Consider the following 15,697-nt stretch of genomic DNA (forward strand, 5'->3'; position numbering starts at 1 on the left):
GTTTGTAGGGTGGGTCGGGTGACCCAGGAATCCCGCAACACCCCGTCGGCACGGACCACGGTGACCCCCGAGGAGTACGCCGCGTACATCGCCTCACTGCCGCGCGTACTCGCAGGGGCCGCGGCCCTCTTCCGGGACGAGGAGGGCCGCGTCCTGCTGGTCGAGCCGAACTACCGGGAGGGATGGGTACTGCCGGGCGGCACGGTCGAGTCGGAGTCGGGCGAGACGCCGCGAGGGGGCGCGCACCGCGAGACGCTCGAAGAGATCGGCCTGGACGTCGAGCTGGGCCGACTCCTGGTCGTGGACTGGGCGACGGCCCCGGGGCGACCGCCGATCGTCGCGTACCTGTACGACGGCGGGGTGCTGGACGCCGCGCAGCTCGCCGCGATCAGGCTTCAGGAGGAGGAGCTGGTGTCGTGGCGCCTGGTCCCGGTGGACGAGGTCACCTCGTACGCCTTGGGCTCCTTGGGCTCCCGCATCCTCGCGGCCCTGGCGGTCCTGGCGGACGGCACGGGCGCCGCCGAGCTGGAGAACGGCCGCCGCGTGAGCTAGGCGGCGGTCTGGGTCCTGGGGCTCGGCTCCGCCACGCCGCCACCGCCCACCTCCCCCGGGGCCCCCTTGCGCACCCCCCTCTCCAGCCCGAGCGTCACGACCACCGACAGCCCCGCCACCACCGTCATCGCCACCCCCGCCGAAACGAACTGCGCGACCGCCCCCGCCAGCCCCGCCCCCACTCCCTGCATCGCCAGCATCCCCGACGTGTGCAACCCCAGCGCGTGTCCGCTCAACGCGTCCGGCGTCAGCGCCATCAACCGCTCCTGAAGCAGCAGCGTCGCCGCGAACCCCACCGACGCGACGAACACCACCGCCGCCCCCACCACCAACGGCGGTTCCAGGAAGAACACCAGATACGGCACGGCCAGCAGCAGCCTCAGCACCGGCCCGCCCCGCGCCCGCCACCCCGCCGACACGAACCGTCCCACCACGGTGTCCCCGACGAACATCCCGCACGCCGCGCACGCGAACAGCACGCCAGCGGAAGCCGGTTCGTACGGTACGAAGAGCGACTCGCAGCCCACGATCAGCCCGTTCGGCACGCACAGCATCAGGTACACGTACCGCCGCGGCTTCGAAGCCCACAGCACCCCGTTCGTACGCCACGTCTCCGCGACCGAGGCCCTCCCCTTCGCCCGAGGCGGCCTGCTGCTCAGGCCGAAGCGCGCGACGGCCGCCGCCGCGAGGTAGAGCCCCGCCCCAACGAGCAGCGTGCCGCGCGGCGACAGCACGGTCACCAGCAGCCCGCCGACGGCGAAGCCCATGATCTGCATGGCCCCGTTGGACATGTTGATCACCGAGCGGCCGATCAGGAAGCCGTCCCGGGGAAGGATCTCGTTGAGGAGCCCGTACACCACTCCCCCGCCCAGCGAGGCGAACACGCCGAGCCCCAGCAGCACCGCGAAGGAGGCCCCCACCGGCAGCCCCGGTATCGCCTGCACCGCCGTCGCCACCGCGAACAGCAACCAGAGCCCGGTGATCGCGGCACGCGGCGGCAGCCGGTCGGCGGCCGACAACAACGTAGTCGCGCCGAGGAGTTGGAGCAGTGAAGGACCGAACATCGCGAGGGACGAGAGGAGCGGCGAGCCGGTGGAGGAGTAGATGAGGACGCCGAGGGCCAGACCGGTCACGGTCTGGGCCGCCGACTTCATGGAGGCGTTCAGGAACAACGGCGTGAACTCCGGCTGCCGGAACAGTTCGCGGTAGGTGTGCATGGAGGGAGCCTGGGAGCCCCGCCGGGAACGGCGTAATGTTTCGCACGTACGCGAAAGTCCGGGCGCTCAGGGCCGCATGGGGAGGGAGGGCACCGCATGGGCTGGTGGCAGGTGGACGCCGACACCCTCGCCCGCGGACGGTTCGTCATATCCCCTCTCGCGGAAGCCACTTCGAGCCTCAAACTGCTCCTGCGGCGCGCCCCCGCCTCCCACCCCGGCGAGCACGCCTGGCTGGCCGCGCACCTGCCCGCCTTCCAGGACCTCCTCCGCGCCGACCCCCTCGTCCCGCTCCTGCTGGAGGCCGCCTTCCGCCCCCGCTGGAACGCGGACTTCATCACCCCGACCCCGTCCGCCGACGGCGAGCGGACCTTCGTCCAGGAGCTGGCCGTCATGCGGGCGACGCCACCGGAGCGCGTCCACGACGACCTCGCCTTCGCCCTCGGCGGCCCGCCGCCGCCCGCCCTGTGCCGCCCCGACCTGGCGGACCGTGCCGCCGATGTCCTGGACTGGGTGTGGCAGCGGACCGTACTGCCCCAATGGCCGCTGCGGAGGCGGGTGTTGGAAGCGGACATCGTGGCGCGGACGGCGCAGTTGAGCAGGGGAGGCTGGGCGGCGGCGCTGGAGGACATGCGGCCGGGGATGCGCTGGCTGGGCGGCGACCGGTTGCAGATCAACACGCAGGAGTACGCGCCGAGGGAGGCTTCCGGGGCCCGGCTGCTGTTCGTCCCGGTCAGCTTCGACACGAGCTGGGTGTCGTGGGAAGGCGGACACCGGTACGCGGTCGTGTACCCGTGCGCGGGCGCGCTCGCCGAACCGGGACGGCCTCCGGCCCCGGAGGCACTGGGCCAACTGCTCGGCAGGGGCCGCGCCGCCGTCCTCGTCCTCCTGGACGCACCGCTGAGCACCACGCACCTGGTCGCACTGACCGGCCTGCCGCTGGGCTCGGTGGGCCGTCACCTGAAGGTGCTGCTGGACGCACGTCTGGTGCGGCGCAGACGTGCGGGGCGGTCCGTGCTGTACTACCGGACCGGAGCGGGCGACGTACTGGTGAACTCGCAGACGGAAGAAGCCGAATGACGGGGCGTTCGTGGCGGTGACCGCGTCGTGGCCGGCGCGGGATTCCCGGCGGGCGATTTCCGATGGCGCGCCGCGCGGGCCTGCGCATAACCTCCGGCCATGACTCTTGTCGCGATCTTCAGCGGGGCCGGGATCTCCACGGATTCCGGCATCCCCGACTACCGGGGTCCCAGCGGGCTGTGGCGGCGCGATCCCGACGCCGAGAAGCTGACCACGTACAGCTCCTACATGGACGACCCGGAGGTCCGCCGCAAGTCCTGGCTGCTGCGGCGCGAGCAGCACGCCCTGAACGCCCGGCCCAACGCGGCGCACCGGGCGGTCGCCGAGTTGGACCGGCGGGACGGGTTCGCGGTGCGGGTGATCACGCAGAACGTGGACGGGCTGCACCAGGCGGGCGGCATGCCCGACCGCAAGGTGCTCGAACTGCACGGCACCGACCGGGCGGTGGTGTGCACCGCCTGCCGGGTGCGGTCGCCGATGGACGAGGCGCTGGAGCGGGTGGACGCGGGCGAGCCGGACCCGGCGTGCCTGGCCTGCGGGGGGATCCTGAAGGCCGCGACGGTGATGTTCGGCCAGGAGCTGGACCCGGTGGTGCTGGGCACCGCGGAGGCGGTGGCGAAGGCGTGCGAGGTGATCTTCGCGGTCGGCTCCACGCTCCAGGTGCATCCGGCGGCTTCGCTGGTGGGGATCGCGGCCGAGCACGGGGCGCGGCTGATCATCGTGAACGCGGAGCCCACCCCGTACGACCCCCTCGCCGACGAGGTGGTGCGGGAGCCGATCGGGACGGCGCTGCCGAGACTGCTGGCAGGACTGGGCTGACCGGACTGGGCTGACCAGCTCGGGCCGCCCCTAGAAGAGGGCGGCCTCGGCAGGGGCGCCGCTCTCGAAGTCGAGGAGGCGCTGCTTGCGGTCGAGGCCGCCGCCGTAGCCGGTGAGGCTGCCGGTGGATCCGACGACGCGATGGCACGGGACGATGATGCCGACGGGATTCTTGCCGTTGGCGAGGCCGACGGCCCGGGACGCCCCCGTGTTGCCCAACTGCTCCGCGAGTTGGCCGTACGTGCGCGTCTCGCCGTACGGGATCTGCTGGAGCTGCGCCCACACGGCACGCTGGAACGGGGTGCCGTGCAGGTGGAGCGGGACGGTGAAGTCCTTCAACTCCCCCTCGAAGTAGGCGTGGAGCTGCTCGATGACTTCGGGGAACGGCTCGGGATCCGGGTCGCCGAAGGTCTCCTCGGCGGGGCGGTGCCGCTGGCCGACCATGTAGAGGCCGGACAGGACGCCGTCGGTGGCGACGAGGGTGAGCGGGCCGTACGGACTGTCGAGGACGGTGTGCTGCGTGGCGGTCACGTCGATCAACTCGCTTACTTCGGGAGGTGGTTGATGGGGTGGGAGTCGGTCGCCCACAGGTACTGGACGGCGTACGCGCGCCAGGGTCGCCAGGCTGCGGCGCGTGCGGTGAGGGCGGCCGGGGTGTGCGGCAGGCCGAGGCCCTGGGCGGCCTTCTTGATGCCGAGGTCGGAGGGGAGGAAGGCGTCCGGGTCGCCGAGGGCGCGCATCGCGATGACCTCGGTGGTCCAGGGGCCGAAGCCGGGAAGTTCGAGGAGTTGGGCGCGGGCCCGGTCCCAGTCGCTGTCGACGCCCAGCATGAGTGTGCCCTCCGCGAGGGCGGCGACGAGGGTGGTGAGGGTGGTGCGGCGGCTGCGCGGCAGAGCGAGGCTCTCGGGGTCGAGTCCGGCGAGGGCCTCGGAGGTCGGGAAGAGGTGAGTGAGGCCGCCCTCGGTGTCCTCGATCGGAGTGCCGTACGCCGTGACCAGGCGGGCGGCGTGGGTGCGGGCGGCGGCCGTCGACACCTGCTGGCCGAGGACCGCCCGTACGGCGAACTCGTCGGCGTCGGTGGTGCGCGGCACCCGCCGCCCCGGGGCCGCCGCCACCAGCGGTGCGAGCAGCGGATCGGCGCTCAGCCGCTCGTCGACGGCGACCGGGTCGGCGTCGAGGTCGAGCAGCCAGCGGCAGCGGCTGATGGCGTGGGTGAGGTCGCGCAGGTCGGTGAGGGAGAGTCGGCAGGCGATGTGGTCGGGGCGCGGGGAGAGCGCCACGATGCCGTGCCCGTACGGGAGTCGGAGCGTGCGGCGGTACGCGCCGTCGCGCCACTCCTCGATGCCGGGGACGGCGGTGGCGGCGAGGTGGCCGAAGAGGTTGTCGGGGTTGAGGGGGGCTCGGAAGGGAAGCCGGAGGGAGATCACACCGGGCGTCTGGGGCGCCTGCCCCGCCCGCTTCTTGCCGCGCTCCCGCAGCTCACTGGGGGCGAGGCCGAAGACCTCGCGGACGGTGTCGTTGAAGGTGCGGACGGAGGAGAACCCGGCGGCGAACGCGATGTCGGCCATGGGCAGCGGGGTGGTCTCGATGAGCAGCCTGGCCGTCTGGGCGCGCTGTGCCCGCGCCAGCGCGAGCGGCCCGGCCCCCAGCTCTGCCCGGAGCTGCCGCTCGACCTGCCGGGTGGAGTATCCGAGCCGGGCGGCCAGTCCCGGCACGCCCTCCCGGTCGACGACGCCGTCCCGGATGAGCCGCATGGCACGGGCGACGGCGTCGGCGCGGGCGTTCCACTCGGGGGAACCGGGGCTGGTGTCGGGGCGGCACCGCTTGCAGGCCCGGAACCCGGCCTGCTGGCAGGCCGCCGCGCTCGGGTAGAACGTCATGTTCTGCGGCTTGGGCGGGACGACGGGGCAGCTGGGGCGGCAGTAGATGCGCGTGGTGGTGACGGCGGTGAACACCCAGCCGTCGAAGCGCGCGTCCTTGGACTGCACGGCACGGACGCAGCGGTCGGTGTCCGTGTGCATGGCACGGATGCCCTGCTGTGCTCCCGGCTCGACCGCGCATGCGGCTGTGTCTTCGGCTTCGGCTTCGGCCACGACTGCGGCCTCGGTGGATGTCATACGTCCAGCATCAACCACCGATCACGTCTCAGCTGGCGGAATTCCGACATCAACGTGCGGTGACCAGGGCCTGCTCACCGTGCGGTGCCCGCAGAGGGCATGGAGGCGCGCCGGGCTGTGCCGATGTGCGGCTCCGCCGGGCTGTGCCGATGTGCGGCTCCGCCGGGCTGTGCCGATGTGCGGCTCCGCCGCGCGGGCGGAGCGGACAGGATCGCCCCGCGCCCCCGCGCAGCGACCCGAACCGCTACCGCCCACCGCCCCGCGCCACCCTTACTCCCCCGCCAAGAGCCCCCGCACCCGCTCCACCACCCCCGCATCCCTCCCCACCGCGAACGGCAACGCGTTCCCACCCACGATCCGGTACCGCTCCCCCACCCGCGTCCGGTCCGTACCCCCCGCCTCCTCCACCAGCAGCAAGCCCGCCGCGTGATCCCAGGCCAGCTCCCACGAGAACGCCACGGCGTCCAACTCCCCCCGGGCGATCGCCAGGTACTCCAGGCCCGCCGACCCGCACGGCCGCGCCTCCACTCCGGGCACCGCGAGCCGCAGCAGCGCCCCCTTCTCCTCCGGTGTCGTGTAGTCGGGGTTCGACGTCGCCACCCTCAGCGGAGCGCCCCGGTCCGGCGAACCCGCGTGCAGGCGACGGCCGTTCAGAGTCGCGCCCCGCCCTCGTACCGCTATCGCCATCTCGTCCCGCGCGGGCGCGTACGTCCAGGAAGCCCGCAGCTCACCGCCTTGCGCGAGCGCGACCAGCGTGCAGAAGCCCGCATCCCCGTGCACGAACTCGCGCGTCCCGTCGACCGGGTCGACGATCCAGACCGGCGCGTCCCCCCGTATCGCCTCGTAGACCGCCGGGTCCGCGTGGACCGCTTCCTCGCCCACCACCACCGAACCTGGCAGCAGTCGCGTCAGCGCCGCCGTGAGGTGTTCCTCCGCACCCCGGTCAGCGACCGTCACCAGGTCGTAGGGCCCGCCCTTCTCCACCACCTCGTGCGCGGCGAGCCGCCGGAAACGAGGCATGATCTCGACTGCGGCCGCCTCACGAACGGCCTCCTCCACTGCGGCGACAAGCTGCTCATCGATCATGCCGTCCAGCAAAGCACGCCCCACTGACAGCCGACCCGGCCGGTGGTGTCATCGGTAGGAGATCCGGGTGAACGGCCACTCCGCCTCCAGCCACTCCCGCACCGCCTCCACCAGGGGTCCGTCCAACGCCGCCCGGTCGGCGCGCACCCAGGACCGTACGGACGTCACCGAGGGGTCGTCCCAGTCGGGATAGACGTACACGCAGCCGATGACGTCGACGGCATCCCCCACCGCCGGATCGAGCACCGTGAAGGTGAATCCCCTCCCCGCCGCGAAGTCGGCGAGGTGCCCCTCGACGTCCCCGAGGTTCTCCGCCGCCGACATCCCGTCCTCCGGCGGCCAACTCCGGCTGAATCCGGGCGTCCTGCGGATGTGCCCGATGCTGGACGTCCATGCGGCGAGGTCACCCGCGTTGTGCTCCGGGGCCAGCGGTACGAGCCGGAACGACTCGGTCTCGAACAGTCTCGGGGCCACGAACCCCGCCGGAACGAAGGGGCGCGGGGGCAGCGTCTCGTCAGTCATCCACGCAGGCTAGGCACGGCCTCCGGCCCGTCTCCACCGAATTCACCGCCCCCCTCGGCGGAAAGCCTGGAAGAGGAGGAATGTCCGCGCCCGGGATAGCGTTGTCGCAGGCCAGGCGGCCCCGCGAGGTGCCGAGCGGCGACACGCATACGCCGGGCGGCCCCACAGAGGTACCGGGCGGAACAACGGAGGCGGAACACAGTGCACGGTGAGTACAAGGTCCCCGGCGGCAAGCTCGTCGTCGTCGACCTCGACACGGAGCCCGACGCCAGCGGCGGCGAGGTCCTGCGGAACGTGCGGGTCGCCGGGGACTTCTTCCTGGAGCCCGACGAGGCGATCGTCGCGATCAACGACGCACTGGAGGGCGCTCCGGCCGACACCGACGCCACCGGTCTGGCGGCGCGCGTCGAGGCGTCGCTGCCCGAGGGCACCGTGATGTTCGGACTCACCTCCGAGGGCATCGCCGTCGCCGTGCGCCGCGCCCTCGCGCACGCCACGGACTGGACCGACTACGACTGGCAGCTCATCCACGAGGCCCCGCAGCCCCCCGCCCTGCACATGGCGCTCGACGAGGTCATCACCGCCGAGGTCGCGGCCGGTCGCCGCCCGCCGACGCTGCGGGTCTGGGAGTGGGGCGCACCGGCCGTCGTGATCGGCAGTTTCCAGTCGCTGCGCAACGAGGTCGACCCCGAGGGCGCGGAGCGGCACGGCATCCAGGTCGTACGCCGGATCAGCGGCGGCGGCGCGATGTTCATCGAGCCGGGCAACACGATCACGTACTCGCTGTCCGTCCCGAACGCCCTGGTCCAGGGCCTCTCCTTCGCGGACAGCTACGCCTACCTCGACGACTGGGTGCTCGGCGCGCTCGCCGACATGGGCGTCAAGGCGTGGTACCAGCCGCTGAACGACATCGCCACGGACGCCGGGAAGATCGCGGGCGCGGCGCAGAAGCGGATGGTCGCCGAGCAGGGCGCTGTGCTGCACCACGTGACGATGGCGTACGACATCGACGCGGACAAGATGATGGAGGTGCTCCGGATCGGCAAGGAGAAGCTGTCCGACAAGGGCACGAAGAGCGCGAAGAAGCGGGTCGATCCCCTGCGGCGGCAGACGGGGCTGGCCCGGGAGGCGGTCATCGAGCGCATGATCGCGTCGTTCCGGGGTCGGTACGGGCTGGAGGAGGGGGTCGTGTCGGCGGAGGAGATGGCGCGGGCGAAGGAGCTCGCGGAGACGAAGTTCGGGACCGAGGAGTGGACGGCCCGGGTGCCCTGACGGGGGTCGGCCCCGCGGCCCTTGACGGATCGCGAAGCGGACCATGTCCCCACCCCCGTCGGGGCTGTCGGTGCACGGGAATACCCTGGGTGCCCGACGCGAAGTGGCGTGGGAAGCCGTGAGCTGTGGTGTGAGGAGTCCGAGGTGTCGCCGATGCTTGACGCAGTCGTCGTGGGGGCGGGCCCCAACGGGCTGACCGCCGCCGTTGAGCTGGCCCGTCGCGGCTTCTCCGTGGCGGTGTTCGAGGCGAAGGACACCGTCGGCGGCGGCGCTCGCACCGAGGAGCTGACGCTGCCCGGCTTCCGCCACGACCCGTGCTCGGCGGTACATCCCCTGGGCGTCGGCTCGCCCGCCTTCAAGGCGATGCCGCTGGAGCGGTACGGCCTGGAGTGGCTGCATCCCGAGCTCCCGATGGCGCACCCCTGGGACGACGGCACGGCCGCCGTGCTGTCCCGCTCGGTCGCGGAGACCGCCGCGTCCTTCGGGCCCAGGGACGCGGGCACGTACCGCCGCCTGGTCGCCCCGTACCTCGGGAAGTGGGACGCCCTCTCCCAGGACTTCATGTCGCTGCCGCTGACCACCCTCCCGCGCCACCCGTTCCAGCTGGCCCGCTTCGGCGTCGAAGGGCTGCCCCCGTCCACCTGGCTGATGCGGCGCTTCCGCGACGAGAAGGCGAAGGCGCTGATCGCGGGGCTGGTGGCGCACGTCATCTCGCCGCTGAGCGGGTTCGCGACGAGTGCGGTCGGCCTGCTCTTCGCCCTGGCCGCGCACGAGAACGGCTGGCCGTCCCCGCGCGGCGGCTCCCAGGCCATCCCGGACGCGCTGACCGCGTACCTCCGCGATCTCGGCGGTGTCGTCCACACCGGTTACGAGGTCAAGCGCCTCGACGACCTGCCACCGGCCCGCGCGTACGTCTTCGACACCTCCCCGACCGCGCTCGCCCGGATCGCCCGGCTGGGGAACGCGTACGAGAACTACCGCTACGGCGCCAGCGTCTTCAAGATCGATTACGCGCTGGACGGCCCGGTCCCCTGGACCGCCGAAGAGGCCCGCCGGGCCGGAACGGTGCAGGTCGGCCCCACGCAGGGCGAGATCGGCAAGGCGCTGCGCCAGGCGTCGGGCGGCACGCCCCCGGACGTTCCGTTCCTGATCACCGCCCAGCCGAGCGTGATCGACCCCTCCCGGGCCCCCGAGGGCAAGCACGTGTTCTGGGCGTACGGACACGTGCCGCACGCCTGGGACGGCGACCTGACCGACTCAATCGAACGCCAGATCGAACGCTTTGCCCCCGGCTTCCGCGACCTCGTCCTGGCCCGTGCCACGGCGGGCCCGCCCGAGCTGGCCGCGCACAACGCGAACTACGTGGGCGGCGACATCGCCTGCGGCGCCTTCTCGGGCCTGCAAGTCCTGCTCCGCCCCAAGCCGTCCCTCTTCCCCTACGCCACGAAGCACCCGGCGGTCTTCCTCTGCTCGTCCGCGACCCCGCCAGGCCCGGGCGTGCACGGCATGTCGGGCCACAACGCGGCGAAGGCGGTGTGGCGCCACCTCCGCGCCGTGGACAACGGCTGAACCACCTGCGGGCCGCCTGCCTCGCCGTGCGGCTTCCCTCTCCCCCGCCCACGATGACCGTCATGGACTCCACGGACTTGGACCGCACCACCGCCTTCGACTACCTCGTGTACCTCAGGGCCACCCCGGACCAGGTCTGGGAGGCTCTGACCGAACCGGCGCACACCAGCCGCTACTGGGGGCTCACCCTCCACTCCGACTGGAAGCCCGGGTCGACCGTGGTCTGGCAGGGGATGGGGCTCGGCGACCCCGACCCGGAGCAGGTGGTCCTCGCCGCCGAGCCCGGCCGCAGCCTCTCCTTCACCTGGCACACCTTCACCCCCGCGTTCGCCGAGGCCGTCGGCATGGACGAGGAACTGCGCGCCAGGCTCGCCGCCGAGTCACGTTCGAAGATCGCGTACGACATCGAGCCCACCGGGCCCACGGTGACCCGCCTGCACCTCGTCCACGACGGCTTCGACCCGGGCAGCACGGTGCTCGCCATGATCCGCGAGGGCTGGCCGAGCGTGCTCTCCAGCCTGAAGTCCCTCCTGGAGACGGGCGAACCACTGCCCGAACTCGCCTAGCGCCCGCTCGGCCCGCACCCGTACGCCCCCTACCGCCCGCGCCCGCCCCGTGCCGGAGCCATGAGCACCGCGTACAGCAGCAGCGCCGCCGCGAGCCCCACCGCCCACCCGTAGTCGGCGAGCGGGCGCAGGAACGGGATCAGTCCGTCCGCGGGGAAGGGCCCCTTGCCCGGGGCGGAGTGCGACCCGCCGACCGCGAGCACCCCGCCGACGACGAAGGCCGCGACGGCCCGCAGGTTCCAGCCGCCCGTGTACCAGTAGCGCCCCTCGGGCAGGTACAGCTCGGCCAGCTCCAGTACGGTCCTGCGGACGATCCAGTAGTCGGCGATCAGGATGCCCGCGACCGTGCCGAGCAGCCCGCCGACCACACCGAGCCAGGTGAAGATGTACAGCTCGGGGGTGGCCGTCAGCTTCCACGGCATGATGAGGACGCCCACGACTCCCGTGATCAGCGCGCCCGTTCGGAAGTTGATGCGCTTCGGCGCGAGGTTGGCGAGGTCGTACGCCGGGGAGACGACGTTCGCCGCCAGGTTCACCGAGAGGGTGGCGATCAGTACGGTCACCAGCGCGAAGAGCAGCCCGAAGACGTTGTCGGTCTTCGCGGCGAGCGCGACCGGGTCCCAGACCGGAGCCCCGTACACCGCCTGCGAGCCGGACGTCACGAAGACCGACAGCAGCGCGAAGAGCGTCATCGTGGTCGGCAGCCCCAGCGACTGCCCCCGGATCTGGGCGCGTTGACCGGCGGCGAAGCGCGTGAAGTCGGGGATGTTCAGGCTCAGCGTGGACCAGAAGGCGATCATCCCCATCAGCGACGGGAAGAAGACCGGCCAGAAGTCCGCCCCCCATCCCAGCTTCGACGGCTGGTCGAGGAGCGGCCAGACCCCTCCTGCCTTGACCGTGATCCACCCCAGCAGCACCAGCGCGCCGACGATGACGAACGGCGCCGCCCAGTTCTCGAAGCGGCGCAGGGTCTCCATCCCCCGGTGGATGATGGCGAGTTCGAGCGCCCAGAAGAGCAGGAAGCACAGCCACAGCGTCCACGGCTGCCCGCCGATCTCCGAGACCTCCGCCCAGCCCCCGAAGATCTTGCCGAGCAGGACGAAGATGCCCTGCCCTCCGATCCAGGTCTGGATGCCGAACCACGCGCACGCCACCCCCGCCCGGATCAGCGCGGGCAGATTCGCCCCGCGCAGCCCGAAGGAGGCCCGCGCCAGCACCGGGAAGGGGATCCCGTACTTGGGCCCCGCATGCCCGGTGAGCAGCATCGGGGCGAGCACGATGAGGTTGGCGAGGGCGATGGTGACGACCGCCTGGAGCCAGTCCATGCCGAGCGCGACGAGCCCCGAAGCGAGCAGCCAGGAGGGAATGTTGTGCGCCATGCCGATCCACAGGGCGGCGAAGTTGTACGTCGTCCAGCGCCGACGGGCGACGGGCACGGGCAGCAAGTCGTCGTTGACGTAACGGGATTCGGGCGGGACCGCGCCGGGGGCGAGTTCCACGCGGGCCCCTCGCGCCGGGTCGGATGTCGGGCTTCCAGGAGCGGTGGCGGTCATGGGCCGAACCCTTCGTCGAGGTCGGAGCGCCGGGCCTTTCGTCGGGAGTGCCGAACTACGCGTGGATAAGAGGGGGTTCAGGAGGTGCTCAACGCAGGGATGACCGTTGCGCCGTAGGCGTCGATGGTCCGCTCCCGCGCGTCGTGCATGTCGTAGAGGGCGAACTGGTCGACGCCCAGCCCTCGCAGCGCCCGCAGCTTCTCGATGTGCGCCTCCACCGGGCCCAGCAGGCAGAACCGGTCGACGATCTCGTCGGGCACGAAGTCGGTGTCGGGGTTCTGGGCCCGCCCGTGGTGCGCGTAGTCGTAGCCCTGCCTGGCCTCGATGTACGAGGTGAGCTCCTGCGGTACGAGGCCGGATTCGGCCCCGTACTTCGCGACCAGGTCGGCGACGTGGTTGCCGACCATGCCGCCGAACCAGCGGCACTGGTCGCGGGCGTGGCCGAGGTCGTCGCCGACGTAGGCGGGGGCGGCGACGCAGATCTTCACGTCGGAGGGGTCGCGTCCGGCGGCGGACGCCGCGTCGCGCACCGCGCGGATCATCCACTCGGTGAGGAAGGGGTCGGCGAGCTGGAGGATGAACCCGTCGGCCTTCGCCCCGGCGAGGGCGAGCGCCTTGGGCCCGTACGCGGCCATCCAGACCGGCAGCCGCCCGTCCCGCACCCACGGGATCCGTACCGTCTGGCCGTCCACCTTCGCCTCGCGGCCCTCGGCGAGGTCGCGGATGACGTCCATGGCCTCGCCGAGCCGGGCCAGGGTGTTGGGCTTGCGCCCGGCGACGCGCATCGCGGAGTCGCCCCGGCCGATGCCGCAGACGGTCCGGTTGCCGTACATGTCGTTGAGGGTGGCGAAGGTGGAGGCGGTGACCTCCCAAGTGCGGGTGCCCGGGTTGGTGACCATGGGCCCGACGATCAGCCGGTCGGTGTGCTCCAGGATGCGGCTGTAGATGACGAACGGCTCCTGCCAGAGCACGGCGGAGTCGAAGGTCCAGCCGTAGCGGAATCCGTTGCGTTCGGCGCGGCGCATCAGGCCGACGACCTCGGATGCGGGCGGATCGGTCTGCAGGACGAGTCCGAAGTCCATCGGCATGTGGGGCGTACCTCCTGGCTCAGGTACTGACGCTGTGTCGGATGCGGCGAACTGCCGGGCGCGCAGGGCGTTTTCAGCCGCCCGGGAGCCACGCCGCCGGGGCTGCGAAGGGTCAATCGTGGACCCCGCCGGGGGCCTTGGCAAGAGGGACACCACGCGCGTCCACGTGCGGCGTCACCGAGTTCGCCCGTACGGGGGAAGAACCGTGACGGCTCCTCCCCCGCAGGTCGCGGACCGATCAGCAGGGTGGCCGGTGTCCGTCGTGCCGCAGGGCGTGCGGTCCGCCGGCCGTGAGGGTGGCGGCGACCGATGGCGGCTGCGGCGTGCCGTCCTCGCGCACCGGCACGGGCGGGTCGACGACCTCGCCGACGCCGGGCCCGCGCAGGGCGGCGTTCTTGACGCGCACCCGGTCCAGCGGCGAAGGCGTCAGGACCCGCCGCTCGCGCACGAAGGCGATGAAGCTCTCGAAGTCGCGCTGGTGCCGGTAGGGCTCGCGGCGGTCGGTGAGCGCCGGGTAGCCGTCCATCCCGAGGATCGTGTACGAGGAGGTGGCGAGCCGGTAGTCCCGGTCGGGCCGCAGCGGCGCGCCGTCGATCGTCACGTCGGCGGGGTCGACCCGGTCCCCCACGGCTCCGGCGGCGTCGAAGGCGTACCGGACGTTGGCGGAGACGGCGAGCGGCGCGAAGCGCAGCGCCCCGCCCGGGCCCGTGGACCACTGCTGTTCGAGGGCGTCGTGGATCTGCTGCCCGGTCACCCGCACGCACACCGTGGGGCTGCCGTACCCGATGGCCCGCCATGCCTGCCCGAAGGCGACCGCGCCGTCGGGTCCCGGCGTCAGGTCGCCGCGTACGAGGGACTGCCCGACGGCGGGTGCCAGCGGCACCAGGGCGAGCTGCGCGGGCACGTACCGGTGGATGTTGGAGTCGTCGTACGACGGTGCGGGCCTGCGCGCCGCCCACAGCGTCCAGTCCGCGGCGAGGTCACCCATCGTGGACTGCCCGAGGGCGTTGCGCGTACGGGTGAAGGGGCCGCGCTGGGTCCCGATGCGGCTGCGTTCGCGGGTGGCGGCCTGCCCGGCCCAGTAGTCGGCGACGGCCTTCAGCTCGGGGTGCGGGGTGACGTCGCGGGTGTTGGGGTGGCTCGTGGACACGGTCAGCTCGCGGACGACCCGGCCGGTGCGGGGGTCGAGGCGCAGGTTGATCTCGTTGATGACCTGCCCGTGGAATCCGGCCTCGACGAAGGGGCGCGGGACGCCGTTGGGGTCGGGGAGCATCATGTTGAAGCGGGTGTGCCAGTGCCCGCAGACGATGGCGTCGATGTCGGGCGAGACCTTCAGCGCCAGCTCGTAGGCGGGACCGGACGGGTTGCTGCCGCTGTTGAAGTCGCCGCCCGCGACGGCCCCGTCGTGCATGCTGAGGACGATCGCGTGCACACCGCGCCGCTTGAGTTCGCGGGCGCACCGGTCGGCGGTGGCTATCTGGTCGAGGGTCCTCAGCCCCGGATGGTACGAGTTCGAGAAGAGCAACTCGGTCCCGAACACGGTGAGATGGATGAACCCGATCGGAATGCGCCGCCCGCGCGGCCCTCGTACGTACTCCACGTGGTACGGCGGGAGGACGGTCCGCCCGGTCCGCGTCCGCACCACGTTGGCGCTGTAGTAGCGGAAGTCCGCGCCCCGGAAGCGGCGTCCGGTGGAGTCGCGGAATCCGGTGTCGCGCCCGACGACGGGATAGGCCCGCCCGCCCACCATGTGCTGCACCAGGTTGGCGGGCGACTTGTCGAACTCGTGGTTCCCGGCGGTCGCGAAGTCGAGGCCGAGCTTGTTGAGGGCTTCGATCGTCGGTTCGTCGGAGAAGGCGGCGGCGTCGAACTCCCAGCCGGAGAAGAGGTCTCCTGGCGCGAAGAATAGCGAGTTCGCCCGCCCGTCCCGCAGCCGCTCCAGATGCGTGCCCATCGCGGCGACGCCGCCGACGGTGTACGTCTTCCCGCCGTTGCCCCGCACGACGGCGTCGCTGCCGGTGGGGCCCTGCAAGTACCCGTGCAGGTCGCAGATGTTGAGGAGCTGTACGTCGACGTACTCGTCGGCGGTGGCGGCGTCGCGGGCCGCTTCGGAGGCGTAGGCGGGGACGCCCAGGGCGGTGGTGGTGGCGAGGGCGCCGAGAGCGGTGAGGAAGGTCCGTCGCCCCGTCTCGTGCGGCCGCGAACTCGTCTGCTGCGTAGGGATGTTGACTGAGTGTCTGCTACGAGTCTGAGTCACCC

At 72.2% G+C, this 15,697-nt stretch carries 14 protein-coding genes; 6 read left to right on the top strand and 8 right to left on the bottom strand.

Features of this window, described 5'->3' with window-relative positions; genetic code table 11:
* Nucleotides 1-60 precede the first annotated feature (60 nt).
* Nucleotides 61-552, top strand: coding sequence for an NUDIX hydrolase (locus tag OG897_RS16830; RefSeq protein WP_266660235.1), 492 nt, complete (start codon nucleotides 61-63; stop codon nucleotides 550-552).
* On the opposite strand, the gene OG897_RS16835 is transcribed toward OG897_RS16830, so the two are convergent.
* Entirely contained in the window at nucleotides 549-1,769 is a 1,221-nt protein-coding gene (locus OG897_RS16835; RefSeq protein WP_266657632.1) for an MFS transporter, read from the bottom strand. The two genes, OG897_RS16830 and OG897_RS16835, sit on opposite strands and share 4 nt — an antisense overlap.
* Nucleotides 1,770-1,865: 96 nt before the next feature.
* On the opposite strand from OG897_RS16835, the gene OG897_RS16840 reads away from it, so the two are divergent.
* Both OG897_RS16840 and OG897_RS16845 read left to right on the top strand, forming a co-directional pair.
* Nucleotides 1,866-2,846, top strand: a complete 981-nt coding sequence (locus tag OG897_RS16840) for an ArsR family transcriptional regulator (protein ID WP_266657634.1) — start codon at nucleotides 1,866-1,868, stop codon at nucleotides 2,844-2,846.
* Nucleotides 2,847-2,945: 99 nt separating this feature from the next.
* Nucleotides 2,946-3,665, top strand: coding sequence for a Sir2 family NAD-dependent protein deacetylase (locus OG897_RS16845; protein ID WP_266657636.1), 720 nt, complete (start codon nucleotides 2,946-2,948; stop codon nucleotides 3,663-3,665).
* A gap of 30 nt (nucleotides 3,666-3,695) precedes the next feature.
* Here the strand turns inward: OG897_RS16845 and OG897_RS16850 are convergent, their stop codons facing one another.
* The 4 genes from OG897_RS16850 to OG897_RS16865 form a co-directional block, all read right to left on the bottom strand.
* Complete coding sequence (locus OG897_RS16850) at nucleotides 3,696-4,196, bottom strand: methylated-DNA--[protein]-cysteine S-methyltransferase (RefSeq protein WP_266657638.1); 501 nt, start codon at nucleotides 4,194-4,196, stop codon at nucleotides 3,696-3,698.
* Between the two features lie 14 nt (nucleotides 4,197-4,210).
* A complete protein-coding gene (locus OG897_RS16855) occupies nucleotides 4,211-5,686 on the bottom strand; it encodes a DNA-3-methyladenine glycosylase 2 family protein (RefSeq protein WP_266660236.1) in 1,476 nt (491 codons plus the stop codon).
* Nucleotides 5,687-6,052: 366 nt separating this feature from the next.
* Nucleotides 6,053-6,868 carry an inositol monophosphatase family protein gene (locus tag OG897_RS16860; RefSeq protein ID WP_266657640.1) on the bottom strand — a complete coding sequence of 272 codons (816 nt, stop codon included), beginning with the start codon at nucleotides 6,866-6,868 and terminating at the stop codon, nucleotides 6,053-6,055.
* Nucleotides 6,869-6,916: 48 nt separating this feature from the next.
* Nucleotides 6,917-7,390, bottom strand: a complete 474-nt coding sequence (locus OG897_RS16865; protein ID WP_266657642.1) for an N-acetyltransferase — start codon at nucleotides 7,388-7,390, stop codon at nucleotides 6,917-6,919.
* Nucleotides 7,391-7,591: 201 nt separating this feature from the next.
* On the opposite strand from OG897_RS16865, the gene OG897_RS16870 reads away from it, so the two are divergent.
* From OG897_RS16870 to OG897_RS16880, 3 genes are all read left to right on the top strand, one after another.
* Nucleotides 7,592-8,662 (top strand): biotin/lipoate A/B protein ligase family protein, encoded by a 1,071-nt coding sequence (locus OG897_RS16870; RefSeq protein ID WP_266657644.1) that lies wholly within the window; start codon nucleotides 7,592-7,594, stop codon nucleotides 8,660-8,662.
* A 144-nt stretch (nucleotides 8,663-8,806) separates the two neighbouring features.
* A complete protein-coding gene (locus OG897_RS16875) occupies nucleotides 8,807-10,231 on the top strand; it encodes an NAD(P)/FAD-dependent oxidoreductase (protein WP_266657646.1) in 1,425 nt (474 codons plus the stop codon).
* 62 nt (nucleotides 10,232-10,293) lie between these two features.
* Nucleotides 10,294-10,797 (top strand): SRPBCC domain-containing protein, encoded by a 504-nt coding sequence (locus OG897_RS16880; protein WP_266657648.1) that lies wholly within the window; start codon nucleotides 10,294-10,296, stop codon nucleotides 10,795-10,797.
* Between the two features lie 29 nt (nucleotides 10,798-10,826).
* Here the strand turns inward: OG897_RS16880 and OG897_RS16885 are convergent, their stop codons facing one another.
* The 3 genes from OG897_RS16885 to OG897_RS16895 all read right to left on the bottom strand — a co-directional run bounded on the left by OG897_RS16885 (nucleotide 10,827) and on the right by OG897_RS16895 (nucleotide 15,662).
* Complete coding sequence (locus tag OG897_RS16885) at nucleotides 10,827-12,350, bottom strand: NCS1 family nucleobase:cation symporter-1 (protein WP_266657650.1); 1,524 nt, start codon at nucleotides 12,348-12,350, stop codon at nucleotides 10,827-10,829.
* Between the two features lie 77 nt (nucleotides 12,351-12,427).
* Nucleotides 12,428-13,432 carry a TIGR03842 family LLM class F420-dependent oxidoreductase gene (locus OG897_RS16890; RefSeq protein WP_266660237.1) on the bottom strand — a complete coding sequence of 335 codons (1,005 nt, stop codon included), beginning with the start codon at nucleotides 13,430-13,432 and terminating at the stop codon, nucleotides 12,428-12,430.
* A 244-nt stretch (nucleotides 13,433-13,676) separates the two neighbouring features.
* Complete coding sequence (locus tag OG897_RS16895) at nucleotides 13,677-15,662, bottom strand: bifunctional UDP-sugar hydrolase/5'-nucleotidase (RefSeq protein WP_266660239.1); 1,986 nt, start codon at nucleotides 15,660-15,662, stop codon at nucleotides 13,677-13,679.
* Nucleotides 15,663-15,697: the final 35 nt, after the last annotated feature.

Origin of the sequence: Streptomyces sp. NBC_00237 (assembly GCF_026342435.1) — a bacterium.
Classification (GTDB): Bacteria; Actinomycetota; Actinomycetes; order Streptomycetales; family Streptomycetaceae; genus Streptomyces.